We start from the raw sequence: 25699 nt of genomic DNA, 5'->3' as shown, positions 1-25699 counted from the left end.
CGATGGCAATTGGAGAATCACAACTCGACGGCGACGGAGGACCGAGCGAGGACGTCGAGGCGCAGTTTGGCTGGCGGTACACGTTCGGCAAGGTCATGCAGGACACGACCGCCCGGTGGGGGCTGTACGTCGTTGCGTTCGTCCTGTTCGTCTCGGCGTACACGATGGTCGACAGCAACCTCTCGCGGCTCACCTTCGGTGCGGTCTCTGACTTCGCGATGGCGGAGGCGTTACCGATCTTCGATCACCCCGAACGCATCCCGCCGCCGGGAGAGATCGAAGGGAACGTTCCGCCGGCGTTTCACGTAGACGGAACGCTCTCGCACCCGCTCGGGACCGATCCCGACGGTCGAGACTACTTCACTAGAATCGTCTACGGCGCCCAGGTGTCGGTGAGCGTCGGGATCGTCTCGACGCTGATCGGTTTCGTTGGCGGGACGATCGTCGGCGCGGTTTCCGGCTTCTACGGCGGCCGCGTCGACGACGTCCTGATGCGGCTGGTCGAAACCGTCTACGCGATCCCACCGCTGATCCTCATCATCGTCTTTACGGTCTTCATCAGCGGGGGAACCCCGGACATCACCTACGCCATCATCGGCGTCGGCATCACGTTCATCCCCGTGTTTGCTCGGATTATCCGGAGCGAGGTGCTGTCGGTCCGGGAGATGGACTACATCGAAGCGGCGAAAGCCTCCGGGGTGAAGAACAGAAACATCATCCGCAGACACGTCATTCCGAACAGCTTCGCGCCCGTACTCGTCTACGCGACCCTCCAGATCGGCGTGACGATCCTCATCGTCGCGGGACTGTCGTTTCTCGGCTTTGGCGCACAGCCGCCGACGCCCGACTGGGGACAGATGCTCAACGTCTCACACGGCTACATGCACTCGAACGTCTGGCTGTCGATCTGGCCGGGAATGGCCATCCTCGTGACGATTATGGGCTTCAACCTCTTCGGCGACGGACTCCAGGATGCGCTCGATCCACGAACTAACGATTAACCATGGCTGAACCACTACTTCGCGTCGAGAATCTGAAGACGCAGTTCTTTACGGACGCCGGTACAGTGCGCGCGGTCGACGGCATCTCCTTCGAGGTCCACGAGGGCGAAATCGTCGGCCTCGTCGGAGAAAGCGGCGCGGGCAAAAGCGTCGCGTCGATGAGTCTCCTCCGGCTGATCGAGAGCCCCGGCGAGATCGTCGGCGGCGAGATCACCTACAAGGGCGAGACGATCTTCGGGCTCGAGGAGGGACCGGACGGCGACCTCCAGAGACGCGACGACATGCTCTCGAACGAGGAGATGCGCACCCGGATTCGGGGCAACGAGATCGCCGTCATCTTCCAGGATCCGATGGAGTCGTTGAACCCCGTCTTCACGGTCGGCGGCCAGCTGCGCGAGTTCATCGAGCTAAATCGCGATCTGGCGAAACGCGAAGCGAAACGGGAGGCAATTCGCATGCTCCGGGAGGTCGGCATCCCCGACCCCGAACAGCGCTACGAGGAGTACCCCCACCAGTTCTCCGGCGGGATGCGCCAGCGCGTGCTCATCGCGATGGCACTCGCCTGTGAACCCAGCCTCATCATCGCCGACGAGCCGACGACAGCCTTAGACGTCACCGTCGAGGGACAGATCATCGAACTCGTCGACGACCTCCAGGAGAAGTACGGGACGAGTTTCATCTGGGTCACCCACGACATGGGCGTCGTCGCCGAGATCTGCGATCGCGTGAACGTGATGTATCTCGGAGAGATCGTCGAGCAAGCGCCCGTCGACGACCTCTTTCACGCCACCAAACACCCCTACACCAACGCGCTGTTGAACTCCATGCCCCGACCCGACCGAACGGTCGAGGAACTCGATCCGATCGAGGGTGTGATGCCCGAAGCGATCTCCCCGCCGTCGGGCTGTCGGTTCCACCCACGCTGTCCCGACGCCAGGGAGGTCTGTCAGCGCGTCCACCCCGAGGCGAAGGTGGTCGACCAGGCGGACGGCCACTCCCATCGAGCGGCCTGCGTCAAACACGACGTCTTCGACGCCGGCTACGACGAGAGCGTCCCGCTCGAGGCAGAGCCACAGGTCACTGCCGGCACGCCCGGTGGAGGTGAGGACCGATGAGTCGAGCGAGCGAACTCGGCTCGGAGATGACCGGCGAGGACGTCGCCTTCGGCGACACGCTCGTCGAAGTCGACGGGCTCAAAAAGTACTTTACCCAGGAGTCGGGACTGCTCTCCGGACTCTCGATCGATACCGACGAGTTCCCGCCGATCAGCGTCGGCCGCCAGCACGTCAAAGCCGTCGACGACGTCAGCTTCGAGATTCGACGCGGCGAGACGCTCGGTCTCGTCGGCGAGTCGGGCTGTGGAAAGAGTACGCTCGGCCGGACGATCCTTCGATTGCTCGAGCCGACGGAGGGGCGGATCTCCTTCAAGGGCGACGACCTGGCGGAGCTCGACGGCGAGGCGCTCCGGCAGAAACGCTCGGAGATCCAGATGATCTTTCAGGATCCCCAGTCCTCGCTCGATCCGCGGATGAAGATCGGCCAGATCGTCGAGGAGCCGATGCGCGCCCACGACATGTTAGACGACGACGGCCGCGAACAGCGGGCGAAGATGCTCCTCGAGAAGGTCGGACTCGACCCACACCACTACAACCGCCATCCACACGCGTTCTCGGGGGGCCAGCGCCAGCGGGTCAACCTCGCCCGTGCGCTGTCGGTCAACCCAGACTTTATCGTCTGTGACGAGCCGGTAAGCGCACTCGACGTCTCCATCCAGGCACAGGTGCTGAACACGATGGAGGAACTCCAGGAAGAGTTCGGCCTGACCTACCTCTTTATCGCTCACGACCTCTCCGTGATCCGTCACTTCTCGGATCGCGTCGCGGTGATGTACCTTGGCAACGTCGTCGAACTCGCCGAGAAAGAGGAGCTGTTCGAGAACCCCCAACACCCCTACACGAAGGCGTTGCTCGACTCGATTCCGGTGCCGGATCCGCGCGAACGGGGTGCCCGCGGCGTCCTCGAAGGCGAGGTACCGAGCCCGCTCGATCCGCCGTCGGGCTGTCGGTTCCGGACGCGCTGTCCACGCCTGATCGCGCCCGAGGGCTACGAGTGGACCGACGAGGAGTGGGAGCACGCGCGAACGTTCATGCGGGCGGTCAAACGACGGACGTTCGAACCGATGACTGCCGCCGAGACCCGGGCCGAGTTCTTCGGCGGCGACCTCCCGCGCGGCGAAGCCGGCGAAATCGTCGCCGACGCGATCGATCTCGTGGCGACCGATCGGGACAACGGCGACGACGCCGAACTCGAGGACGGCGTGAACTGGGCCGGCGCAACCGAGCGGTTGCTCGAGTCGTTCGCCGAGGAGAGCATCTGTTCCCAGGAACGACCCGACTACGAGATCGAACCGCAATACGGAACCGGGGTACACCGGGCGGCCTGTCACCTTCACCGGTAGCGAAACTCGGTTCTGCCTCGAACCGGTTCGGCCGAGAAGCGCCCCGGGTATCTGAGGGCAGGAGGTCGTGTCCAACGGGTGCGTCCTGAAGCGGGGATTTGTATTAAACCGGTGATAGATGCACGAAAAGCACCGCAACCGCGACGACCAGCACGAGTCCGATCGCACCACGGGCGATCCACGATCCCCACCGTTCCCGCCACCCGACGACGCGGATCGTCGGCACTCGCTCAACTTGCCTGATGCCCGACTCGGATCGGTACGTACAGACCACCGGAATCGCATAGCGTCCCGGTGGCGCGTTCGTTCGCGTGTTGATCTCGAGGAGGTACACCGGTTCGTCGCGTCCGTTACCGCCGAGCGGTTTCCACTCGAGAGAAGCCGCGTGATCTCGACGTGCGTCCGTGACCGATCGGGGCCAGCTACCGCCATCACCCCCATCGGCGGTGGCGTCGTTCGAACCCGACGAACTGGCGGCCAGACTCCGCCGGACGACGCCCGGATCGTCGAGATCGATCAGGTCGGTTCCGTCGTAGAAGACGCTGAGTTCGTTCTCCCTGACCGTCCCGGTCCCCGAGACGAAGATGCCGAGATCGATCGCCTCACCGGGTGCGAGACGGTCGTCTCGAAGGAGGACATCGAGTTCGTTCTCCTCGATTGCGGCAGTTCCCGAGACCGAGACGCCGATCTCGAGGTGCCCACCCGACTCGATCCGGGATCGCTCGAGCAGCGGGGCGATCGGAAAACCGGTTGCGGCGTCGGACCGGGGCGGAGACGAATCGGCCATTGACGATCCATTCCGGCGAACCAAATTCAGCGCTTCGGCCGTCTCGAGCGTAAATCACGTGCTCGTCGCCCTCGAGCGCTCGGTGTGTTCGCAGTGGAGTCGGAGCTACGTTCCGTGGTCCCAGCTACCCATGTACTCGCGCTGGGTGTCGGTCAGTGAGTCGAACTCGACGCCCTCGGCTGCGAGTTTGATCTCCGCGATCTCCTTGTCGAGGTCGTCGGGGACGTCGTGGACGCCCGGGCCGTACTCGTCGCTTGCTCGCGGCTCATCGCCGCTTGCGTTCGCGGAGCGTGGCTCCGCGCTCTCGACCAGTTCGCGCACGCAGACCGCCTGGATGCCGAAGCTCTGGTCCATCACTTCGACTGGATGGCCCAGCGAGACGGGCGCGGCGAGGTTGACGAGTCGCCCCTCGGCGATGACGTTCAGTCGGCGGCCGTCCGCCATTTCGTAGGCCTCGACGCCGTCGCGGGCCTCGTAGCGGTCGACCGCGAGACCGTCGAGTGCCTCGAGATCGATCTCGATATCGAAGTGGCCCGCGTTGGCGAGCAAGACGCCGTCTTGCATCCGCTCGAAGTGTTCCTCGACGATGACGTCGCGGTTGCCCGTCGTGGTGAGAAAGACGTCTCCGACCTCGGCGGCTTCCGACATGGGCATCACGTCGTAGCCCTCCATGTGGGCCTCGAGCGCCCGGCGGGGCTCGACTTCGGTGACGATGACGTTCGCGTTCTGGCCGGTGGCCTTGCGGGCGACGCCCTTGCCGCAGTAGCCGAAGCCGGCGACGACGACGTTCTTGCCGGCCCACGAGAGGTTCGTGGTCATGGCGATGGAGGCCAGCGAAGACTCACCGGTGCCGTGGACGTTGTCGAACAGCCGTTTCATCGGCGTGTCGTTGACCGCGAAGACCGGGTACTCGAGTGCGCCGTCGTCGTCCATCGCGCGCAGACGGTGGACGCCGGTGGTGGTCTCCTCGGCCCCACCGACGATGCCGTCGATCAGTTCGGGGTAGTCCTCGTGGATCGCGGCGACGAGGTCCATCCCGTCGTCGACCGTGATCGTCGGCTCGTGGGCGATGACGGCCTCGATGGCGGCGTAGTACTCCTCGTCGTCGACGCCGCGTTTCGCGTAGCAGGTGATGTTCTCGTGGGTGTCGAGTGCCGCGCTCACGTCGTCGTGGGTCGACAGCGGGTTACAGCCGGTGACGGCCACCTCCGCGCCGCCGTCGGCGAGCGTCTCGACGAGGATGGCAGTCTTCGCCTCGACGTGCATCGCCATCGCGATGCGTTCGCCCTCGAAGGGCTGGTCGTCGACGAACTCCTCGCGGACGACCTCGAGGATCGGCATGTGTTGGGCGGCCCACTCCATCTTGCGCCGGCCCTCCTCCTGTGCGGACTCGAGGTCGTCCAGCTGATCGCTGATCGGCGGGTACGTGTCGGTCATGCCTCGACAGACGGAGACCGGAGCCAAAACGGTACCGAAGCGGATGCGGCGACGACTCGAAGACGTCTCTGTGACGCGTTAGGCAGACTGGCAAAACCCATCGACGGGGAATCGGTCGACAAACCCATCGAGTGGTACGCCAGCGAAACGCCAAAATACCAGATGAGAGAGGCTGTCGAAGCATTCCACCGAAAGCGGTGGTTGCACAGAGCCGATAGGAAGAGCGAACTCGGAAATACGCCCGAAAGCGGAACGAGCGGCTACTGTTCCCACTTCTCTCTGAGCCAGCCGCCGATCCCTTCGGGAAGGTACATCAACAACAGGATGAGCAATACCCCGTAGATAATTAGTCTAATTTCGGCTATAAAGCGGAGGACCTCCGGCACGAGCACGACGATCAACCCACCGAAGATGCTACCGATCGGCGTGGTCAACCCGCCGGCGACCCCGGCGAGAATGATGTCGATCGTGCGGTGTAAGTCGAACATCGGCGGAGAGAGGTAGCCGTTGAACGGTGCGAAGAGACCTCCGGCAAGCCCACAGATGAGTCCAGCCGACGTAAACGAGAGCAAGCGGTACCGCTGTGCGTCGATCCCGATCGACTCGGCCAGGACGGGATCTTCCTTGATCGTCAGTAGCGCCCAGCCGAACTCGGAGTGAAGTAACCGGTAAAAGAAAACGACCGTCCCGATGTAGACGAGCAACAGGAGGTAGTAGTACAGGACGTCACCCGGGATCATACCGGTCATAACCGAGGGGAACAGCGAGGGCGCGGAGAGTCCCGTACTACCACCCGTGAAGTCGGGGAACAGCTCGAGGAAGTTGACGAACAGCTCGTTGAACGCCAGGGTGATGATGCCGAGGTAGATGCCACTCGCCCGCGTGGCGGGCTTCCCCAAGAGATACGCCACCACCCCAGTGAACACCGTCGCGACGAGAATCGCTACGACGGGCGGAAGACCGGCCTCGGTCAGCTTGACGAACGAGTACGCACCGACGCCGAAGAACGCGCCCTGTGCGAGGATCAACTGACCCGCGTACCCGATCGGGAGGATCGCAGAGAAAGCGAGCATCCCGTAGATGAAAACCAGCGTCAGGTCGAATAGGAGCGCCGAGGGGACCAAAAACGGGATCAACACTGCGATCGCAACGACGACGGCACCGATCGTCGTCTGGTGTGCCTTGATCGTGTCGAACAACCGATTGTCAACCATTCGCTCGAGCATTTCGAAGCGACTCATGTGCTACCACCTCGCAGTCCCTCGGGTCGGAGAACCAGTACGATGAACAGAACGGCAAAGATCGCGAAGAATCGCCACCTGCTGCCGACCATCGTCGCGGTGAAGCTATCCACGAGACCGATCAACAGACTCGCGAGAATCGTTCCGAAGAAACTACCGACGCCACCGACGACGACGATCGTAAACGCGAACGCCGTCAGGGCGACGCCCGACGTCGGCGAGAGGGTGAACAACATTCCGTAGAGAACGCCCGATATGCCGGTGAGGACGGCTCCGATACCGAACGTAAGCATGTAGATGCGCTCGTAGTTTACGCCGATCATCTCGGCACCGCGGCGGTCGTCAGCGACCGCACGCATCGCCAACCCCATGTACGTGTAACGGGTGAAGATGTAGAGTCCGATGAGCATCCCCACTGCGATTGCGCCGGCAGCGGGACGAAGCAAGTTCACCGACGTGCCCGCGACGACAATGCTTCCAATGTCCGGGCCCGGTATCTGTCGAAAGCCGCCGAACATCTGACGTAAGACGTTCTCCGAGATTATCGTGATACCGAACGTCGCGAAGAACGTCAACAGGAGGAACTCATCACGGCCGTAGAACTTCGAGATCACCAATCTCTCGACTGCGACGCCCGCGACGAAGGCAAAGACGATTCCCGCGATAATACTCGGAACCAGCCCGATACCCAACCCGACCAGTCCGACGATCACGAACCCGGTTACGCTGGCAAACTCACCCTGGGCGAAGTTCGGAACGTCGAGAACGCCGAAGATCAGCGAGAGGCCGACTGCAACCAGAGCGAGGATACTTCCGAAGATCAGCCCGTTTCCGACGATAAACACGAGCTGTTCGATCGAGACGACCATCTCACGCACCTCCGAGATACTTTTCTATCACGTCCTCGTCGTCGAGCATCTCCGCCGCCGCACCACGGTGAACGATCGCCCCGTTCTCGAGAAGACAGCCCGAATCCGCGAGCTGTAACGCCTCCTGTGCGCGTTGTTCGACGAGAACGATCGATATTCCGTCGTCGTTGATCTCCCGTATCTTATCGAACAGTTCCGGCACTAGCTTCGGTGCGAGTCCGAGCGACGGTTCGTCGAGCATGAGAATTCGGATGTCGGTCATCAGACTTCGCCCGATGGCGAGCATCTGTGCCTCGCCACCACTGAGAGTACCCGCATGCTGGTCCTGGCGTTCCTCGAGGCGCGGGAACAGATCGAAAACGCGCTCGAGTCGTTCGCCTCGATTCTTTCCACGTTCGGAGTACGAACCCATCACTAGATTTTCTTTCACAGACATCTCTCGGAACAAGTTTCGCTCCTCAGAAACGAGTGCCAACCCGTGACCGAGACGTTCGTGCGCCGGTAAATCGGTTATCTGATCGCCGTAAAGCCGAACGGATCCGTTCGTCGGTCCGATCAATCCCATGAGAACGCGCATCAGCGTCGTCTTGCCAGCGCCGTTCGGACCGACGATCGACAGTATTTCCCCCTCTTGTAACTCGAAAGAGAGATCTCGAAGCACCTGTGCTTCACCGTATCCGGCCGAGATCTCGTTCGCCTCGAGGGCGTTACGTTCCGATGTATGCTTCTCGGAGTCCATCGTTTGCTAACACCTCCGTTGGGGTGCCGGTCAGCAGGTGCGATCCGTCGTTCATCGCGATGATCGTGTCCGAAATCGACCGGATCCGTTTCAGATCGTGTTCGATGAGCAGTACTGAAATGTCGAACTCGCTGTTGATCCGTTCGATCGTCTCACACATGTTGACTTTCTCCGTCGGCGTGAGGCCTGCCATTATCTCGTCGAGCAACAACAACGCGGGGTCGGACATCAACGCTCGGCCCACGTCAACGTGTTTCTGTTCGATCAGCTGTAGGTTCTCGGCGCGGACGTCCTCGTTCTCCCGGAGGTCGAAGAGATCGAGCGTCTGCTGGTACCGTTCCTCTTCGCTGACGGCTGGATCGGGTTCGCCGAACCGGTACGCTGCTCGCAGGTTCTTTTCAACTGTCAGAGAACCAATGGGTTTGGGTGTCTGAAACGTTCGTGCAATTCCTTTCCGGCAGATCCGATGTGGACTGTCCTGTGTCACGTCCTCGCCTCGAAAGCGGACCGTGCCCGAATCGGGACTGAGAACCCCGGTAATCACGTTGAACAGTGTCGTCTTCCCCGCCCCGTTTGGCCCGATAAGTCCGGTGATCTCGCCCTCCTCGACGGACCCCTCGAACTCACTGAGCGCGACGATGCCACCGAACGTCTTCGTTACATTTTCCAACGTTAGTACCTGCTTCATGGAAGTCTCGTAGTTACGGCTCGACGACGTCGCTCGTATACTGGACGACGTTTCTCATCTCGTCACCATCTTGCTCCCATCTGCTAACGATCATCTGGAAGGCCTCGTTGTCCCCGTTCTCGTCGAAGCTGACGTCCCAGCCCGACGCCGATTCGTACTCGATCTCCGCGAGACCGTCCCGGACGCTCTGTGGGTCGAGCGAATCCTGCTCGTCGATTACCTGAGCCAACATGTGAACCGCGTCGTAGTTGGGGAGGCTAAGCGCGTCCATGCGAACGCCGAACTCCTCTTGCATTCGTTCGGATGCCTGTCTGGCACGCTCGTTTTCGAGGTCAACCCCCCAGTTGTACATATCGACGAGATTATCGCCGAGCGCGTCCCGGTAGGCTTCCATTCCGTACGAGTCGTGTCCGATCACGATATCGACCTCCTCGAAGATATCCTGCTCGCGCATCTGTCGGACGAGCGTCGGGCCGTTCCCGCCGGGGAACGGACAAAAGAGTGCGTCTATCTCGTCGGTGTCGATTCCCTGTAGCTCCGGGGTGAAATCGTCGGTCGCCATCGGAACGACGGCGTCGGACACCAGATCCATCCCGTAGTCGCCAGCCTCTTGTTCCATGAATTCGACTGCGGATCGCCCCATCGCGTAGTCAGCCGCGATGACACCGATCCCCGATACGTCCTCTTGCTCGAGAAACTCCGACATTCCTCGTAGCTTCTGTGTCGTGTTTCCGGTCATCCGGAACGTGTAGTCGTCGCCCGGCTCGACGATTTCCGGATCGACGGAGATGGCCGTCATGAACGGTATCTCTTCGTTCTCGGCGAAGTCGCTGAGCGCCATCGAGACGTCACTCGAGAACGTTCCCGTAATGGCTGGCACCCCCTCGTCGTTCAGATCACGTGCGACGCCGAGTGCGATCTCCGGGTTCGCTTCACCGTCCTGTTGCTCGAGTGTTATTTCCTCGTCCAGTTCTTCGTTGATCTCCGCGATTGCGACGTCCGATGCCCGGAGTCCGGCCTCGCCGTCGGTGGCGAGTGGACCCGACTGTGGGGTCGGCATTCCGATCGTCCGCTGGTATTCGTCGTCGAACCCACCCATACAGCCGGCGATGGTACCGACGCCGGCGAGTGCTGTCGCCTGGATTACATGCCTCCTGTTAACCATTGTATTGGTACAGTCTCACCATCATCAATAAAGCTTCACCGAATCCATGGACTCATTGACCGACACAAATGTACGCCTGTGAAAACTCCTGGCACACAGGACTTGATTTCGTCACCCGTGGTCACGTCGTCAGCCACGGGTATCGAATACGTCACTTACATTGATAGTCTGCTGATCCACCGAGCGGATCTGTCGCGCCGTGATCCTCGTGTGAACTACCCCTACCTACTCGCCGCTGGTGGCGGCTCCTTGAGGACGGGGGCTTAGCGCCTACATTCAGCTAAAATGGAGATTTTATCGGTATATTGTCATTACCGATCGTTCCCGCGACACTGTCCCAGCTATTCGTCGGACCGCTCCCAGTAGGGTGGCACCCAGATGTCTTTCTCGACCATATCCTCGATTCGCTTTTCAGTCACTTCTTCCTCGTATTCGTCGTGTTTGACCGGCGTTCGATCGAGCCAGAGGTTCTTGGGGTACAGTTCGCGATCGTACACGACCTCACAGAGTTCGGTCCGGAGATCTTTCATCCAGTTCATCAGCGGCGATCGGTACCGGAACTCGCGAAGTCCCTCGATGTCGATGACGCCGGCACAGTACGACGAGCCGCCGCCGTAATCGTGTTCGGAGATCGTCTTTCCTTTGTGGTTGAGGATCATCGATCCGCCGCCGAACGTGTCGACCGGCGTCTCCGTGTCGGGCGTCAGATAGTAGGTCCCGAGGTTCGGAGCCACGACGTACATACTGTTGTCGAGAGCCCGGGCCTTGTTCTGGATCTCCCAGGCTTCGTTCGCGACGAGCGGTTCGGGGCACGCGATTCGACAGACGACCTCGGCACCGTTCATAGCGAGGCCGCGGGCGTATTCGGGGTACGCTCCCTCGATAGCGAGCGAGATGCCGATCCGCCCGATGTCGGTATCGACGACCGGGAAAAACGAATCGAGATCCTTCCCGTTTTCTTCGACCCAGTCGTCCCAGACGTCGTGGGGCGCTACCGATCGTTCGACCGGGAGCAGGGGCGTGTTCTTCCGGTGTTTGAGGATGACGTCCCCGTTCGGATCGATGACGAACGCAGTGTTGACGAACTTGTCCTCGTACTCCGGTGATTTCTCCTTGGCCGAGGCGACGATGTAGATATCGAACTCCTTTGCGTACTCACCGAGGGTATCCGTCTCTTCGCCGGGGATGTCGATCGCGATATTCTCGCGATACTCGGTGTGATCCATATCCATTATTTCGTCGGTAAACCCCTGGAGCCCCCCCTCGGGGATTACCGCGAGTTTGACCGGGAGATCGACACCGCTCAACCACGTCGCCGCCGAGAGAGTTTCATGGATATGATCTAGATTCTTTTGAATGTCGCTTCGTTCTTCAGCGCCCCAGACAGTCGGCGAAAGGCCGACAGCCATGTATTTTTCGATCCGTGACATGCGTCCCGCTATAACTTAGCATTCGTAATATATCCCAGGGTAATATGGAATCTTTCCTATATTTCTCAGAACGATGAAATACTACCCTCGAGTAGGCACCCACTACTCAGTGACAACTCGATCGTCGTCTGGTGAGCGAACCCACACAGTAGGCGTCGGTTTCATACATCAGTGCAGGCGAGGGGCGTGAAGACCGCAACGACTCCGCCGTTGAGTACGTCCCAAAGCGCAGTATTCGACGAGATCGTTGCTGATCCGCCAGCGTGGGCTTCTCGCGAGCGCCCGATCGTTCAAGCGGCCCCCGTCGACGAGTCCGACGTGGCAGCGTCCCACCTGACGTACCGACACTGCAGTATATAGGATCGTTGTCAACTTTTGCCGGACTCCGGTAAACAACGAACAGTTCTGGCCCCTGTTGAAAGTAAAGATCCACCAATGTTGACGCAGATTTATATATGATATGCACATGGAGTCATATTATGGCCCTTGATAACTCCCAGCAGACGTTCGGGCAGTTCGGTGGACGATACGTTCCAGAACCGCTAGAGGATGTGCTCGCGGATCTCGCCGACGAGTACGACCGTGTCAAAGACGATGACGAATTTCAAGCGGAGCTAGACGAACTACTTCGCGATTTCGCCGGACGGCCAACGCCGCTTTACCACGCATCACGCCTCTCCGAAAAGTACGGGGCGAAAATCTACCTCAAACGAGAGGATCTGATGCACGGTGGTGCACACAAACTCAACAACGCGCTCGGCCAGGCGCTGATGGCGAAACACGCGGGGAAAGAACGGCTGATCGCCGAGACCGGTGCCGGCCAACACGGAACGGCGACGGCGATCGTCGGTGCGCTCACGGGCCTCGAAACCGAGATCTACCAGGGGAAAAAGGACGTCGAGCGCCAGCAGATGAACGCCTTCCGGATGGAGCAGATGGGGGCAACCCTCAACGAGGTCACGCGTGGCGGTGCCGGACTCGCGGACGCGGTCGATGCGGCCCTGGAAGACTTAATCGAGAACTTCGACAACACCCATTATCTGGTCGGATCGGTCGTCGGTCCGGACCCGTGGCCACGGATGGTCCGTGACTTCCAGTCGGTCATAGGCGAGGAAGCACGGGAACAGATCCTCGAGCAAGAGGGGGCGCTACCGGATGCTGCCGTTGCCTGTGTCGGTGGCGGATCGAACGCGATGGGACTGTTCCACCCGTTCTACGACGACGAAGAGGTCGATTTCCACGGCGCAGAGGCGGCCGGGAAAGGTCTCGACAGCGGCCAGCACGCCGCACCGCTTTCGAGCGGAAAAGAAGAGGTGTATCAGGGAATGCGGACCCGGGTAATCGACGACGACGTCGAAGTCCACTCCGTCGCTGCCGGACTCGACTACCCCGGTGTCGGACCGGAACACGCAAACTACAGCGAAACCGACCGATGTTCGTACCACGGTGTCGTCGACGAAGACGCACTCGAGGCCTTCCAGGACCTCTGTGAGTACGAGGGTATCGTCCCCGCCCTCGAGTCGAGTCACGCCGTCGCTCTTGCAAAGCAGGTGGCCGAGGATATGGACGAGGACGACGTCCTCCTCGTGAACCTGAGCGGACGAGGCGACAAAGACGTCGAAAAGATCGCCAACGAGTATCTGGCATAATTCAGTTATGCAATCTGATCAACCGGCAGGGGGAGAAAACCCCACAGTCACCGATCAGTTCGCGGGATCACAGGAGCAACCGCAGGTTCTGATCTGCGATCCGATCGCAGAAGCAGGGCTCGAACAACTCAGAGAGTCGTGTGCCGTCACCGTTCGGACCGACGCATCGTCGGACGAACTGCACCAGGTAATCGACCAGTACGATGCGATGGTCGTCCGTAGCGGAACCGACGTCTCGGCATCGCTTATCGATGCGGCGGGGAACCTCAAGATCGTCGGACGAGCAGGTGTCGGCGTCGACAACATCGATATCGAGGCGGCAACCGACGCGGGCGTCATCGTCGCGAACGCACCCGAAGCGAACACGGTCGCAGCGGCAGAGCACGCGCTTACGCTCTTGCTGGCGAGTGCACGAAACGTCTCGCAAGCGGATAGCGACCTCTCAGAGGGAGACTGGAACAAATCGGAGTACGTCGGAACGGAGATCCGAGGAAAGACGCTCGGTGTCGTCGGGTTCGGTCGAATCGGCAGCGAAGTCGCGAGACGCGCGAACGCACTCGGCATGGACATCGTCGCGTACGATCCGTTCGTCGGCCCGGAACCCGTCGAAAGCGTCGGTGGTGAGCTCTGTTCGTTCGACGACGTCGTCGAACGAGCGGACTTCATAACGGTTCACACGCCACACACCGACGAAACGCACCATCTGCTCGGTGCGTCGGAGTTCGAAGCGATGAAAGAGACGACACACGTCGTAAACGCCTCTCGCGGTGGCGTTATCGACGAAGACGCACTGGCGGCAGCCGTCGAATCGGGCGAAATCGGCGGGGCAGCGATCGACGTCTTCGAACGAGAGCCCCCCGATCCGGATAATCCCCTCGTGCAGTCAGACGACGTACTCACGACACCCCATCTCGGTGCGTCGACGACGGAAGCCCAGCGGGGGGTCGCGACGACGATCGCAGATCAGGTGCTCGCCGTGTTGAACGGCGAGATGGCGTCGACCGCACTGAACGCCCCGTCACTCGAATCCGAGCATATCCGCCCGTACGTCGATCTCTCGGAGAAACTGGGGCAGGTGCTCACCCAGATCGTCGACGAACGCGTCGAGGAACTCGAGATCGCGTACAGCGGGGAGGTCGCCGATGCAGACACTGAGCCGATCACCAGGGCCGTTCAGACCGGCTATCTGTCGCCGATCCTCGGCAGACAGGTAAACATCGTCAACGCCTCGCGGCTCATGGAGAAACGGAACGTCCAGGTCGTCGAACAGTCGACGAACGTCGACTACGATTTCACTTCCCTGATAAAAATCACGGGCCGGACCGGAAACGGCGACGAGCAGGTCGTCGCCGGGACCGTCTTCGGAGACTCGACGCCGACGCTCGTTCGGATCGGACAGCATCGCGTCGACGTTCCCCTCGAGTCACACATGCTCCTGTTTAAAGGGAGCGACGAGCCAGGCGTTATCGGCCACGTCGGATCGATCCTCAGCCGGCACAGTATCAACATCGCCGGCATGTACAACAGCCGGGAGACGATCGGTGGTCAAGCGATCATGGTGATCGTAATCGACACGGAGCCCACACCGGAAACGTACGAGGACCTGCTAGATATCGACGAGATTCACGCCGTCGACGAAGTACAGCTGTAGCCGATCGGATCGGACGATCGAGGTTCTCACTCGAGGCGGTTTACCCTCGTACGGTTTCCTGCCCGTCAGCGCCGACACAACCACGAGCCGTAGGGCGGGTGTGCCGGAAGATCGAGACAGCAATCCGTCTCAGCCGTCGGCCCGACCCACCAGCGCCACCGCCGCCTCCTGTGCTCGCTCGAGTACCGCCGACTCCTCGAGTGTGAGAACTTCACGGTCGCGCATGAGCACCTGCCCGTCGCAGACGGTGTGTCTGACGTCCGACGCCGCGGCCGCGTAGACGAGGTGGCTCACGAGATCGTGACGTGGCGTCAGGTGTGGCGACTCGAGGTCGATCACGGCGAGGTCGGCGGGTGCGCCTTCCTCGAGTTGGCCGGAGTCGAGTCCGAGCGCGTCGGCGCTTCCCTGCGTCATCATCCGAACGACGGTCTCGGCGGTGACCGCGGTCGCGTCGTCCGCGGCGAGTTTGCCGAGCATCGCCGCGTCACGAGCCTCGTCTAACATCGAGAGGTCGTTGTTCGACGCCGCGCCGTCGGTCCCCAGCCCAACCGTCACGCCCGCATCCAGTAATTTCTGGACGGGGGCCATCCCGCTCGCCAGTTTCATGTTCGAGGCCGGGCAGTGGATCACGCTCGCGTCGGTCTCGGCGAGCAACTCGATCTCGCGCTCGTCGACGTGGACGCCGTGGGCGATGAAGTCCTCGGGCTCGAGCAGCCCCCTCTCTGTGGCATACTCGAGCGGGCGGACGCCGTGTTCGTCGACGATCGGCTCGACCTCGTTTACCGTCTCGTTCGCGTGAAAGTGGATCGGGACGCCGGCCTCGCGGGCCTTGGGGACGAACTCGTCGAGGTACGCCTCGCTTACGGTCGTCAGCGAGTGGGGCTGGAACGTCGTGTTGATCCGGCCGTCCGCCCTCCCGTCGAGTTTCCGAGCGATCTCGAGGCTCTCTTCCATGTCGGCGCGTGCCCCCTCGTCGTCTTTCCCGACGGTGATCGCGGTAAAGCCGAGCAGCGCTCGAACGCCCGCTTGGTCGACGACGTCGGCGATCTCCTCGACCTCGAAGTACATGTCCGAGAAGGCCGTCGTCCCCGACTTGATCATCTCGAGGACGCCGAGTTCGGCTCCGATACGGATATCCTCGGCGGTGAGTTCGGCCTCGACGGGCCAGATGTCCTCGCGGAGCCAGGAATCGAGGGGTTTGTCGTCGGCGTGTCCTCGCAGGAGCGTCATCGCGACGTGTGAGTGACCGTTGACGAATCCGGGCGTCACGAGCGCGTTCGACGCGTCGAGGGTCTCCTCGCCGGAGAGGTCGTCCCCGATCGCGACGATCTCGCCGGTATCCTGGTCGACAAGCACGTCGGCACGCGTTACTGTCGCGTCCGGGCCCAACACCCGTCCGCCGGTGATCGAGAGCGTCGTCATCGCGTAGCCGTTCTCGAGCGGGACGCCTTATACTGTCGGTCGACTGGCGACGGATCGTTGGAGTGGGCAGTGACGGCCGGCTGTAACGGGTCCCGCACGGACGAACACGATACTGTCGGACAGAAGTCAGTGAGAAGTCGGTCGCGAACTCGCGGGCGTCCCCGAAGATGACGGCCCCAGTAGAGTGACCGGTGTACAAATACTGCTGTCCGACGGTATAATAGGTCCTCCCGCGGAACACGGCTATATGCCGAACGAGGAAGAAGCCGCCGACGCCTTCGGCGTCCTCGCGGACCCGACGCGCATCGCGATCCTCCGGGCGTTCGCGGAGGCGCTCGATCGCGTCGAACTCGGCACCGACGAACCGATGCCAGTGCTCTCGTTTTCCGACGTCTACGAGCGAGTCGAGATCGACTCGACCTCACAGCTGTCCTACCACTTAGAGAAACTCGACGGGACGTACCTTCGTCACACCGAGGAGGGGTGGCAGTTCACGTTCGCGGGCGAGTCCATCGTTCGTCTCTTCCTGTCGGGTGCCTACGCCGGGGACGTCGAGTTCGAGCCAGTCGACGTCGACGGACAGTGTCCCTTCTGTGACGCCGAGGCACTTCAGGTGGTCGTCGACGATCTCGCCTTGCTTCGGGAGTGTGACGACTGTGGCCGGCGGATGGACGGAATACAGGTGACGCCGGCACAGATCCGAGACCGCGATCCGGAGTCGCTGCTGGCGAGTGCGAAAGCCGGCAGGATGGCGCTGTTCTGGCAGTTTCGCGAGAACGTCTGTGACGAATGTGGCGGCGCCATCGACCTCGAGTTTCACGACAGGGACGCCGGCAGCGTCCTCGAGTGGTCCGTTCGCGGGCGCTGCCGGCAGTGCTGGCGCGTCGTCCACGGGCCGCCCTCGATCTGGCTCGCGACCCACCCCGCGTCGATGGGCTTTCACTGGGACAACGGGATCGACATCCGCACGCTCGGCTTTCGCGACCTGATAGAACGCCTCGAGTCCGGCGACTGGCAGAGCGAGCGCGTTGGGGAAGGCGAGTACGAGATAACGTACCGCGTCGACGAGGCGGAGCTCCGACTCACGGCCGACGACGACCTGTCGGTGCTCCGGGCCGAACGCGTCCGACGCGATTCGGTGCCCGACGCCTGATCGTGTCACGTTCCCGACTCAACGATCGTTGAGCGATAACCGGTGGATCGGTCGATGGATCGGACCTCGCCGTCGAACTCCGCCGAAACTACTCAACGATCGTTTTGAACGCGATCGAACACGTGTCTATTCTTTGATAACACTTACGTGCTCGTCCGGAGGAGGTCGCCACGATTGCACATGCCGGTGACGACCGAACGTCGACCGAATGTATCGAGAGGCGGACAACTGGCGGCCGCTGGTGGCGTCCCGGGCCTGCACTGCAGGGCCGAACCGACTTGTGCCACCGGGTTCGGCCCTGCAGTCGACGCCTGGGAGGGTGCTCGGATCTGTAACCAGGACCGGCGGCGATCACGGGAGGTGGTTGACGGTGAGTGAATACTCGGACGAAACGGCGGGAAGCGGCGGGGAGTTCGCCACCTCGAGACTGCTCGGTCGGTGGCTCGTCCTGGTGGCGACGCCGGTGGCCCTCGGCGCCGTGTTGTGGATCCACCCCCACGGCGGCGAAAACATGTACGAGTCGCTCGCGCCGGTGGCCGACACCTGGTATTACATCCACGTCGTGTTGTTGCCCCTGTTCGGACTGCTCGGTATCAGCCTCTACGTCCTGCTGAACGGATACAGCGGGCCAGTTGCGACGATCGGCCGGATCGGAACCGCGATCTATCTCGTATTCTACCTCGGGTTCGAGGCGATCGCCGGAATCGCAACGGGGATCCTGATCAGAGAGACGCAGACGCTCCCGGCCGAACAACAAGAAGGCGTCGCGACGGCCGTCGACGCGATGGTCACCGATCCGATCGTCGGCGGCGCGGCCCTGATTGGCACCGCCGGCTCGCTCGTCGCGGTCGTCGCGATCGGCATCTGTTACCGGCGTTCCGGCGCGCCGCTCGTTCCCCTGCTCGGTCTCGTCGGCGTCCCCATCACGGCCGTCGCACACGGGGGCGGGCTCGCCGACGTCTTCGGGATGGCGCTGTTTCTGGCGAGCGTCCTCTGGCTCGAGTTCGGCTGGCGACGGATCGACGAGCGGCCGTCGCCGCAGGCGGTGTGAGTTTCGGAGCGAATCAGCCGGTCCCGTCTGCTCGAGTCGGATCTCGTCGAAAGCGTGGAGCTACCGGAACATCCAGGAGACGAACTCGCCCGTACACACCGTCGAGCTACTGGGTCCGGAACCGTTCGAAAAGCTGATTCCGTGATCCTGCCCGCGGCTCGTACAGGACTTCGTCAACGTCGCGACGTGGGTCCTGTTCTCGCCCTCCTCGACGATGTAGATCGTCTGCTCACCGTGCTCCCAGCCGTCGACGGTGGTCGTGACGTTCTCGCCGGGTTCGACGGTGACCTCGTGGCTCTCGACGCCGTCGTCGACCAGCGTCACGTTTCGCTCGTAGTTCGGCCAGACGAGATCGGCGAAACTCAGTATCCGTTGGTCGCCGTCTTCGGTCGTCACCTCGAAGTTGAGATAGCCCGCCTCGTCCATGTCCTCGACGGTGTAGGCGGTGACGTGGTACTCGACGTCGTTTTCGTTCTCGATCGTCAGGATCGGTTCGGGCGTCCCCGTCGCGGCACCGATACCGACCACCACTGCAGCGAGGGCGACGGCGCTCAGGAGGACGGCGAGACGGCGGGAGACCATACGACCGATTGGTCGGTCACCGATAAAAGCACATTCGTTCCGGCTGGGAGACACGAACCGGGTCTGGGCCGACCTCGAGACCGATCGTCCGACGAACGTGAATCGTTCCCCCCGACGCGGCGGAACCGATCGGTAGACTAACGTATGCGTGAGCGACACGTTCAACGGAGAGCCGATGCCCTCCACCAGACGACAGCTTCTCGCTGGCGCGGGAGTCGCCCTCGTCGGCGGCGTCGGAGTCGCGGGCGCCACCGTGGAGACCACCGGCGGCGAGCCCTCCGCCGCGGAGACGGAATCTGCCACGGCCGCCCTCGAGTGGCCGATGTACCAGTACGACCCCGCGGGAACCGGCTACAATCCCGCCGGGTCGGGGCCGACCGACGGCGTCAGCGTCGCCTGGAGCCACGAGTCGACGGAGTGGTTCCGCGGGGCCGCACCGCCGATCCGACTCGGGAACACCGTCTACGCCGTCGGCGAGGGACTGGTCGCCCTCGAGGCCGACACCGGCGAGCGCCGGTTCGCCCATCGGGGTCCCTACACCTCGAGTCCGGCGCGCGTCGACGCGTCGGTCTACCGGACGCCCACGCTCGCCGTGACGTCGACGGCCGGCATCTTCGGCCTCGGAACCGGGGGCATCCAGATTCCAGGACTCGGACGCTGGCTCGACGGCAGGCGGTGGGACGGGCCCAACCACGGCACCCGGCCGGCGTCGATCGAGCACAGACCCTCGGTCGATCCCGTCACAGTCGACGGAACGATCTACGCGCCGGTAGCCGGCACGAACGATCTGGTCGCGCTGAACGCCAACGACGGGACGGAGCGCTGGCGGGTCACCCACCACGAGGACACCGCCTACAGCGTCTCCTACAGCCGCCCCGCGATCCGCGGCGATACTCTCTACGTCGCCAACTGGCCCCACCAGGTGACCGCGTACGACCGCGAGGACGGGACGGTGCGCTGGCAACGCGAGCGCGACGACCAGATGCAACTGTGCTCGGTCCCGACCGACGAGGGCGTCGTCGTCACCTCCCGCAACGGTGTTGCGCTCCTCGACCTCGAGGACGGAGAGACGATCTGGTACCGCGACCTCGAGGGGAACGCGGTCGAGGGGACGGCGGCCGTCGCCGACGGAACGATCTACGCAAGCGACGGCCGCGAGACGTTCTACGCGCTGTCTCTCGAGACGGGCGAGGAACTGTGGTCGGCGCCGTTCGAACGAGAAACCGAACCCGTCGTCGCCGACGGAATGGTGTACGCCGTCGAGATGGATCGCACGCTGGTCGGCTTCGACGCGACGACGGGCGAAGAGCGCGTTCGCTTCGAGCCCTCACAGGTTCCACTGTCGCCTCCGATCGTCGGCGACGGGACCCTCTACGCGGTCAACAGACGTCGGATCATCGCGCTCGAAGACGAGTAACCCCGATTCCATCGCAGTCGGACCCTCATACGGTCTGCTGGACGTCAGTGCCGCCGAACCGGGACCCGTCTTCCGGGGTCGGCGGGAGACAGTTACAGCAATCCGTATCACACAGACTCGACGTCGTTCTCGAGGACCGATACTGGAACGGAGCGTCCAAAGCGCGCTCACGACGCCTTATTCTGGGTTGTTGGCAGTAGATATAAGTTAGTACAGGACAGAAATTAGGACGAAAGCCATCACTACGCGTCGCGAGGGGCACGCACCGAAATGCCCCCGGTGAAAGCGAACCCGAGATGCGGCACCCAATCCCCATCGCGGGATTTGCACGCATGATTTCGTGTATTCTACCGGGAGACACACGTCCCGCACGACCGGCACATCGTACCCCTCGAGCGTCGACGCCGCCGGAACTCGCCGTAGCGACAGCTGGACACGCAACCGACGACGGCCGGCGTCACGATCACGTCCGTCCGCGGGGGAACAGATGAGCGACGGCGTCAGGAGATCGGTGATCGAAGATCGACCCGATCCCGAGGAGACGTCGCTCTCTCCGTGTCCCGTCTGTGGAACACCCATCGTCCGGCGAACGATCGTCGGCCCGACCGAGGCCGTCGCGGATCCCTGTGGCTGTCGCGTCACCCCCAAACTCCCCGACTCGAGGTCGGAGCCATCGGATCCGGAATAAGCGCCGACTCGGGTGGTGTGGCAGTATCGCCGGCCCAACTTCCGTTCGAACGCCTTTCGGCCGGTTCCGACGAGTGGTTCGTCCGACATCGGTCGCACCCAGGGGCCAGCACGCAGGCGGATACGGTCGGGTTTCTGTTCGTTATCACCCTCTCGGCTCGCACCGCCAGTAGCCGGATCGCTCGACGACGGCGTACCCGTTCGCCTCGAGTACCCCCTTCGTTTCCTCTGGAACGTCGCCATCGATCGCCGCGTCGTGGATCTCGACGAACAGGACCGGACGGAAGCGCTCGAGGACGCCTCGAGCGCCGCGGAGGACTGCAGGGGCCGTTCCCTCGACGTCGATTTTGATCGCGTCCGGCACGGGACAGTTCGGCTCCTCGAGGCCGACGTGCTCCTCCGGGGCCGTTCCGGAGCCGAGGACCAGCGTGTCGAGCGTCCGGATCGGGACTCGTCGCACGTCGATCACTGATCCACCCCAGCGGGTCGCACTCGCGCGGTCGAACGCCGAGAGTTCGGGGTTCGACGAGCGATAGAACGGGCGGTCGCCGTCCTCGTCGCCGATCCCGATCGGGCGGACGTCGATCCGGTCCTCGAGAGAGTTCAGACAGACGTTGGCCCGGAGGCGAGCGACGACGGGCGGGGACGGTTCGAACGCGACCACCCGTCGATCCGGCGTTCCACTCGCGAGCGCGAGCACGTAGATTCCGACGTGTGCACCGACGTCGAAGACGACCGCGTCGGGGCCGCAGACATCGTCTAGCTCGGCGAGCATCTCGTCCGTTCCGTGGCGGTTGATCGGCTCGAGACAGCGAACGCTCCCGGCTGGCGTCCGGTTTCGTCTCGAGATCAGCCGGCGTTCGTAGTTCACGGCCGCGATTCGGTGGTACGCCCGCCTCCCGAGGCACTCGACGGCGGTACGCGCCCGTCGAATCGTCTCGATTACGCCGTCGGTCACGGTCGTTCCACGCCACGACGTGGCCGCAGTTGTACGTTCGGCCGCGCCGCGACACTCGAGAACGGGGCCAACGACTACGGCGTCGGTCGACGTGGCCTCGAGTGATGACTGCCCGAGCCGTCGAACGGATCGTCGACGCCGCGATCGCGGACGACGAACGCGGCTGTCGCAGCTGCCCCGGCAGTGTCGAAACGTCCTTCGCCGGTGGCGATCGCGGGCGCTCGAGGCGTCGTCGAGTACCGCATCCGACCGGGGCGAGGAACAGTCGGCGGATTTATCCTCCGGATCGTCGAACGGACGTACATGACCGGCGCCGGAGACGACACTGACGGCGACGAGAGGGAAGCGGGCGGCCGTGGCGGCCTCGACGACGACCGCTCCGAGGCGGAAACCGAATGGGACACGGAACACGCCACTCGAGACGGCGAACGGGACGAGAGACGACGGATCACGGTCGATCTCGCCGATTCGAACGCCGACACAGATGCCGATCCCGCCTCGAGTCCGCCGCCATCGACGCCGGACCCGGACGACCCCGATCCGGACGGCGAGCCGGACCCAGGGCCGAACGCGGTGAGAAACTGGGCCCTGCTCCTGCTTGGACTGGCTGTCGTCTCGTTCGTCACGGCCGCGGTGACCGTCTCGACGGGCGACGACGTTCTCCCGGTGATCGGCGCGACCGTCGTCGGCGTCACGTTCGCGGCGATCGCGGTCGTCTCCGTCCAGCGCGCCCCCTGGCTGCTCGAGGGGCTCGACGCGGCCTGGATCGAACACCGCCGATACGTCTGGTTCTCGACGGGGCTGTTCGCGTTCGGAATCGTCCTCGGTTTCCTGCTCTTGCTCGCGGGGGTCAATCTGTTCGAACTCGTCCTCGAACTGCTCGAAGAGGAACTGTTTCCGGAACTCGAGGACGAGGAGTTCGAGTTGACGGCGAGCTTTTTCATCGTGAACAACAGCCAGCCGTTCTTGTTATCGATCGTCGGCGCGCTCTCGGTGGGCGTGCTCACCGCAGCTATCATGCTGTTCAACGGAATCATCGTCGGGAACGTCGTCGGCGCGCTCGTCGGCGAGACCGGTCTCGATTACGTCATCGTGGGGCTCGTCCCACACGGCGTCTTCGAACTCGCTGCGCTGTTTATCGCGGCCGGCGTCGGGTTCCGTCTGCTCTATCGGTTCGCCGAACGGATCATCGGCTATCGCGACGCCTTCCTGACGAAGCCGTACCTCCTTCGGACGACCGCGTTGGTCGTCTTCGCCTGGCTCATGCTCGTCCTCGCGGCGTTCGTCGAAGCCTACATCACCCCCGAACTGCTCGAGATGCTGTTCGCCGAACGGCTCGAGGGTCTCGAGGACGAAGCACAGACTCCGTGATCGGCGTCCCAATCCGTCCCTCGTACGGAACGCTGTACCGATCTGCCGATGCGACCGTAGAGCGGGGCGCGGTCCCAGCAAAACTGACGGACGAGAGACCGTATCGATAGGCAACGGCGTCGACCGCCGCGTTGAATACCGTTCGCGTTCGAGCACCGGTATGCGACTGTTCGTCAGCGTCGACCTCCCGGACGATCTCGCGGAACCGGTCGCCGACCTCCAGGCCGAGTTCGCGGACGCGTCGGGGCTGAATTTCGTCGAGCCCGAACAGGCCCACGTCACGCTCAAATTCCTCGGCGACGTCGACGAGGAGCGGCTTCCGGCACTCACCGACGAACTCGGGGCAGCCGTCGACGACAGCGGCGTCGACCCCTTCACCGTCCGCTACGGCGGGCTGGGCGTCTTTCCGAGTCTCGAGTACATCAGCGTCGTCTGGCTCGGCGTCGACTCCGGCGGCGAGGAGTTCACGAGGCTCCACGAGTCGATCGAGGATCGGACGACGGCAATGGGCTTCGACCCGGAAGACCACGAGTTTACCCCCCACGTCACGCTCGCGCGGATGGAACACGCCGGCGGGAAAGAGTTGGTCCAGGACCTCGTCCGAGCGTCGGAGGACGCGGACGGCGAGGAGTTCGCGGTCGGCGAGACGCGGGTAGAGGAGGTTCGACTGACCGAGAGCACCCTCACGAACGACGGCCCGGTGTACTCGACGGTGGAGTCGCTCCCGCTCGAGTAACGGTGGCTACTCGGAAGCCGCCGGGCGTGGCGTTCAATGGACAAGATTTTAAGCCAGCGTGGGCTACCTGTGGCTACTATGGGTAAGAAATCGAAGGGCAAGAAGAAGCGTCTTGCCAAACTCGAGAATCAGAACAGCCGCGTTCCGGTCTGGGTCATGATGAAAACGGACATGAACGTCACCCGAAACCCGAAACGACGCAACTGGCGGCGTAACGACACTGACGAGTAACGATGAGTGCAAGTGATTTCGAGGAACGAGTCGTTACCGTTCCACTGCGCGACGTCAAGAAGGGACCGAACCACGAGGCCGCCGATTACGCGATGCGTCTGATCCGCGAACACCTCGCGAAGCACTTCGCGGTCGACGAGGACGCGATCCGTCTCGACCCCTCGATCAACGAGGAAGTCTGGTCGCAGGGCCGGTCGAACCCGCCACGGAAGCTCCGCGTTCGCGCGGCTCGCTTCGACGAGGCGGGTGAGGCCGTCGTCGAGGCCGAGGTCGCCGAGTAAACTTGCAGCGTCTCGCCTTCGCCGGGTCGGCGTACGTCGGCGTCTTCGCCCGCGCGACCGACTCGTGCGTACTCGTTCGACACGACGTCGACGACGACATCGCCGAAACCCTCTCCGAGGAACTCGAGGTGCCCACGATCCGCACGACGATCGGCGGCTCCTCGACCGTCGGTGCCCTAGCGACGGGTAACGAGAACGGCCTGCTCGTCAGTTCGCGCGTTCTCGAGTACGAGCGCGAACGGTTAGCGGATGAACTCGACGTGCCCGTCGCCGAACTGCCGGGCAACATCAACGCCGCTGGTAACGTCGTCCTCGCGAACGACTACGGCGCGTACGTCCACCCCGACCTCCCTCGAGAGACGATCCAGATCGTCAAGGACACCCTCGAGGTACCCGTCGAACGCGGCGACCTCGCCGGCGTACGGACGGTCGGGACCGCCGCCGTCGCGACGAACTCGGGCGTGCTCTGTCACCCGAAGGCGACCGACGAGGAACTCGATTACCTCGAGGAGGCACTCGACGTCCGGGCGGACGTCGGCACCGTCAACTACGGCGCGCCCCTCGTGGGATCGGGGCTGGTCGCCAACGAATCCGGCTACGTCGTCGGCGAGGACACCACCGGGCCGGAACTGGGTCGGATCGAAGACGCGCTGGGCTATCTCGAGTAACTACTCGAGCATCGATTCTCCGTTTTC

Annotated in this window: 25 protein-coding genes; 14 read left to right on the top strand and 11 right to left on the bottom strand. The window is 62.9% G+C overall.

Going from position 1 to position 25699, the window contains the following annotated elements; all coding sequences use genetic code 11:
• Positions 1–2: 2 nt before the first annotated feature.
• The 3 genes from FYC77_RS00720 to FYC77_RS00710 are packed head-to-tail and all read left to right on the top strand — an operon-like array spanning position 3 to position 3459.
• Positions 3–1001 carry an ABC transporter permease gene (locus FYC77_RS00720; RefSeq protein ID WP_149079587.1) on the top strand — a complete coding sequence of 333 codons (999 nt, stop codon included), beginning with the start codon at positions 3–5 and terminating at the stop codon, positions 999–1001.
• A 2-nt stretch (positions 1002–1003) separates the two neighbouring features.
• A complete protein-coding gene (locus tag FYC77_RS00715) occupies positions 1004–2116 on the top strand; it encodes an ABC transporter ATP-binding protein (protein ID WP_149079586.1) in 1113 nt (370 codons plus the stop codon).
• Positions 2113–3459 carry an ABC transporter ATP-binding protein gene (locus tag FYC77_RS00710; RefSeq protein ID WP_149079585.1) on the top strand — a complete coding sequence of 449 codons (1347 nt, stop codon included), beginning with the start codon at positions 2113–2115 and terminating at the stop codon, positions 3457–3459. The genes FYC77_RS00715 and FYC77_RS00710 overlap by 4 nt, the downstream gene beginning before the upstream one ends.
• 103 nt (positions 3460–3562) lie before the next feature.
• Here FYC77_RS00710 and FYC77_RS00705 read toward each other — a convergent pair whose 3' ends face one another.
• From FYC77_RS00705 to FYC77_RS00670, 8 genes are all read right to left on the bottom strand, one after another.
• Positions 3563–4246 carry a hypothetical protein gene (locus FYC77_RS00705; protein ID WP_149079584.1) on the bottom strand — a complete coding sequence of 228 codons (684 nt, stop codon included), beginning with the start codon at positions 4244–4246 and terminating at the stop codon, positions 3563–3565.
• Between the two features lie 105 nt (positions 4247–4351).
• Positions 4352–5683 carry an adenosylhomocysteinase gene (locus FYC77_RS00700; RefSeq protein ID WP_149079583.1) on the bottom strand — a complete coding sequence of 444 codons (1332 nt, stop codon included), beginning with the start codon at positions 5681–5683 and terminating at the stop codon, positions 4352–4354.
• Between the two features lie 260 nt (positions 5684–5943).
• Positions 5944–6924, bottom strand: coding sequence for a branched-chain amino acid ABC transporter permease (locus tag FYC77_RS00695; protein WP_149079582.1), 981 nt, complete (start codon positions 6922–6924; stop codon positions 5944–5946).
• The gene (locus FYC77_RS00690; protein WP_149079581.1) at positions 6921–7793 is read right to left on the bottom strand and encodes a branched-chain amino acid ABC transporter permease; all 873 of its coding nucleotides are present in this window, start codon (positions 7791–7793) and stop codon (positions 6921–6923) included. Before FYC77_RS00690 ends, FYC77_RS00695 begins: the two co-directional genes overlap by 4 nt.
• 1 nt (position 7794) lies before the next feature.
• On the bottom strand, positions 7795–8532 hold the full coding sequence (locus FYC77_RS00685) for an ABC transporter ATP-binding protein (RefSeq protein ID WP_149079580.1): 738 nt from the start codon (positions 8530–8532) through the stop codon (positions 7795–7797).
• Positions 8501–9220 (bottom strand): ABC transporter ATP-binding protein, encoded by a 720-nt coding sequence (locus FYC77_RS00680; RefSeq protein ID WP_149079579.1) that lies wholly within the window; start codon positions 9218–9220, stop codon positions 8501–8503. Before FYC77_RS00680 ends, FYC77_RS00685 begins: the two co-directional genes overlap by 32 nt.
• Positions 9221–9233: 13 nt before the next feature.
• On the bottom strand, positions 9234–10385 hold the full coding sequence (locus tag FYC77_RS00675) for an ABC transporter substrate-binding protein (protein WP_149079578.1): 1152 nt from the start codon (positions 10383–10385) through the stop codon (positions 9234–9236).
• Between the two features lie 341 nt (positions 10386–10726).
• Positions 10727–11815, bottom strand: coding sequence for a nitrilase-related carbon-nitrogen hydrolase (locus FYC77_RS00670; RefSeq protein ID WP_149079577.1), 1089 nt, complete (start codon positions 11813–11815; stop codon positions 10727–10729).
• 479 nt (positions 11816–12294) lie between these two features.
• On the opposite strand from FYC77_RS00670, the gene trpB reads away from it, so the two are divergent.
• Both trpB and serA read left to right on the top strand, forming a co-directional pair.
• A complete protein-coding gene (trpB, locus tag FYC77_RS00665) occupies positions 12295–13464 on the top strand; it encodes a tryptophan synthase subunit beta (protein ID WP_149079576.1) in 1170 nt (389 codons plus the stop codon).
• Positions 13465–13471: 7 nt separating this feature from the next.
• On the top strand, positions 13472–15115 hold the full coding sequence (gene serA, locus FYC77_RS00660; RefSeq protein ID WP_149079575.1) for a phosphoglycerate dehydrogenase: 1644 nt from the start codon (positions 13472–13474) through the stop codon (positions 15113–15115).
• A gap of 129 nt (positions 15116–15244) precedes the next feature.
• Here the strand turns inward: serA and FYC77_RS00655 are convergent, their stop codons facing one another.
• On the bottom strand, positions 15245–16537 hold the full coding sequence (locus tag FYC77_RS00655; protein WP_149079574.1) for an amidohydrolase: 1293 nt from the start codon (positions 16535–16537) through the stop codon (positions 15245–15247).
• Positions 16538–16784: 247 nt separating this feature from the next.
• Between FYC77_RS00655 and FYC77_RS00650 the strand changes: the two genes are divergently transcribed.
• Both FYC77_RS00650 and FYC77_RS00645 read left to right on the top strand, forming a co-directional pair.
• Positions 16785–17690 (top strand): winged helix-turn-helix domain-containing protein, encoded by a 906-nt coding sequence (locus tag FYC77_RS00650; protein ID WP_149079573.1) that lies wholly within the window; start codon positions 16785–16787, stop codon positions 17688–17690.
• A gap of 370 nt (positions 17691–18060) precedes the next feature.
• Entirely contained in the window at positions 18061–18741 is a 681-nt protein-coding gene (locus FYC77_RS00645) for a hypothetical protein (protein ID WP_238386764.1), read from the top strand.
• Positions 18742–18801: 60 nt separating this feature from the next.
• On the opposite strand, the gene FYC77_RS00640 is transcribed toward FYC77_RS00645, so the two are convergent.
• Positions 18802–19323 (bottom strand): hypothetical protein, encoded by a 522-nt coding sequence (locus tag FYC77_RS00640; protein ID WP_149079572.1) that lies wholly within the window; start codon positions 19321–19323, stop codon positions 18802–18804.
• Between the two features lie 175 nt (positions 19324–19498).
• Between FYC77_RS00640 and FYC77_RS00635 the strand changes: the two genes are divergently transcribed.
• Complete coding sequence (locus FYC77_RS00635; protein ID WP_202911742.1) at positions 19499–20740, top strand: PQQ-binding-like beta-propeller repeat protein; 1242 nt, start codon at positions 19499–19501, stop codon at positions 20738–20740.
• 487 nt (positions 20741–21227) lie between these two features.
• On the top strand, positions 21228–21428 hold the full coding sequence (locus FYC77_RS00630) for a hypothetical protein (protein ID WP_149079571.1): 201 nt from the start codon (positions 21228–21230) through the stop codon (positions 21426–21428).
• A gap of 144 nt (positions 21429–21572) precedes the next feature.
• Here FYC77_RS00630 and FYC77_RS00625 read toward each other — a convergent pair whose 3' ends face one another.
• The gene (locus FYC77_RS00625) at positions 21573–22385 is read right to left on the bottom strand and encodes an FkbM family methyltransferase (protein WP_238386763.1); all 813 of its coding nucleotides are present in this window, start codon (positions 22383–22385) and stop codon (positions 21573–21575) included.
• A gap of 303 nt (positions 22386–22688) precedes the next feature.
• On the opposite strand from FYC77_RS00625, the gene FYC77_RS00620 reads away from it, so the two are divergent.
• The 5 genes from FYC77_RS00620 (at position 22689) to FYC77_RS00600 (ending at position 25672) form a co-directional block, all read left to right on the top strand.
• Positions 22689–23756, top strand: a complete 1068-nt coding sequence (locus FYC77_RS00620) for a stage II sporulation protein M (protein ID WP_149079822.1) — start codon at positions 22689–22691, stop codon at positions 23754–23756.
• Positions 23757–23916: 160 nt separating this feature from the next.
• The gene (gene thpR, locus FYC77_RS00615; protein ID WP_149079570.1) at positions 23917–24492 is read left to right on the top strand and encodes an RNA 2',3'-cyclic phosphodiesterase; all 576 of its coding nucleotides are present in this window, start codon (positions 23917–23919) and stop codon (positions 24490–24492) included.
• A 78-nt stretch (positions 24493–24570) separates the two neighbouring features.
• Positions 24571–24723 carry a 50S ribosomal protein L39e gene (locus tag FYC77_RS00610; RefSeq protein WP_149079569.1) on the top strand — a complete coding sequence of 51 codons (153 nt, stop codon included), beginning with the start codon at positions 24571–24573 and terminating at the stop codon, positions 24721–24723.
• 2 nt (positions 24724–24725) lie between these two features.
• Positions 24726–25004 (top strand): 50S ribosomal protein L31e, encoded by a 279-nt coding sequence (locus FYC77_RS00605; protein WP_149079568.1) that lies wholly within the window; start codon positions 24726–24728, stop codon positions 25002–25004.
• A 2-nt stretch (positions 25005–25006) separates the two neighbouring features.
• The gene (locus FYC77_RS00600; protein ID WP_149079567.1) at positions 25007–25672 is read left to right on the top strand and encodes a translation initiation factor IF-6; all 666 of its coding nucleotides are present in this window, start codon (positions 25007–25009) and stop codon (positions 25670–25672) included.
• Positions 25673–25699 lie beyond the last annotated feature (27 nt).

This window comes from Natrialba swarupiae, from assembly GCF_008245225.1.
Lineage (GTDB): Archaea > Halobacteriota > Halobacteria > Halobacteriales > Natrialbaceae > Natrarchaeobius > Natrarchaeobius swarupiae.
This window is presented reverse-complemented; position numbering and strand designations above follow the sequence as displayed.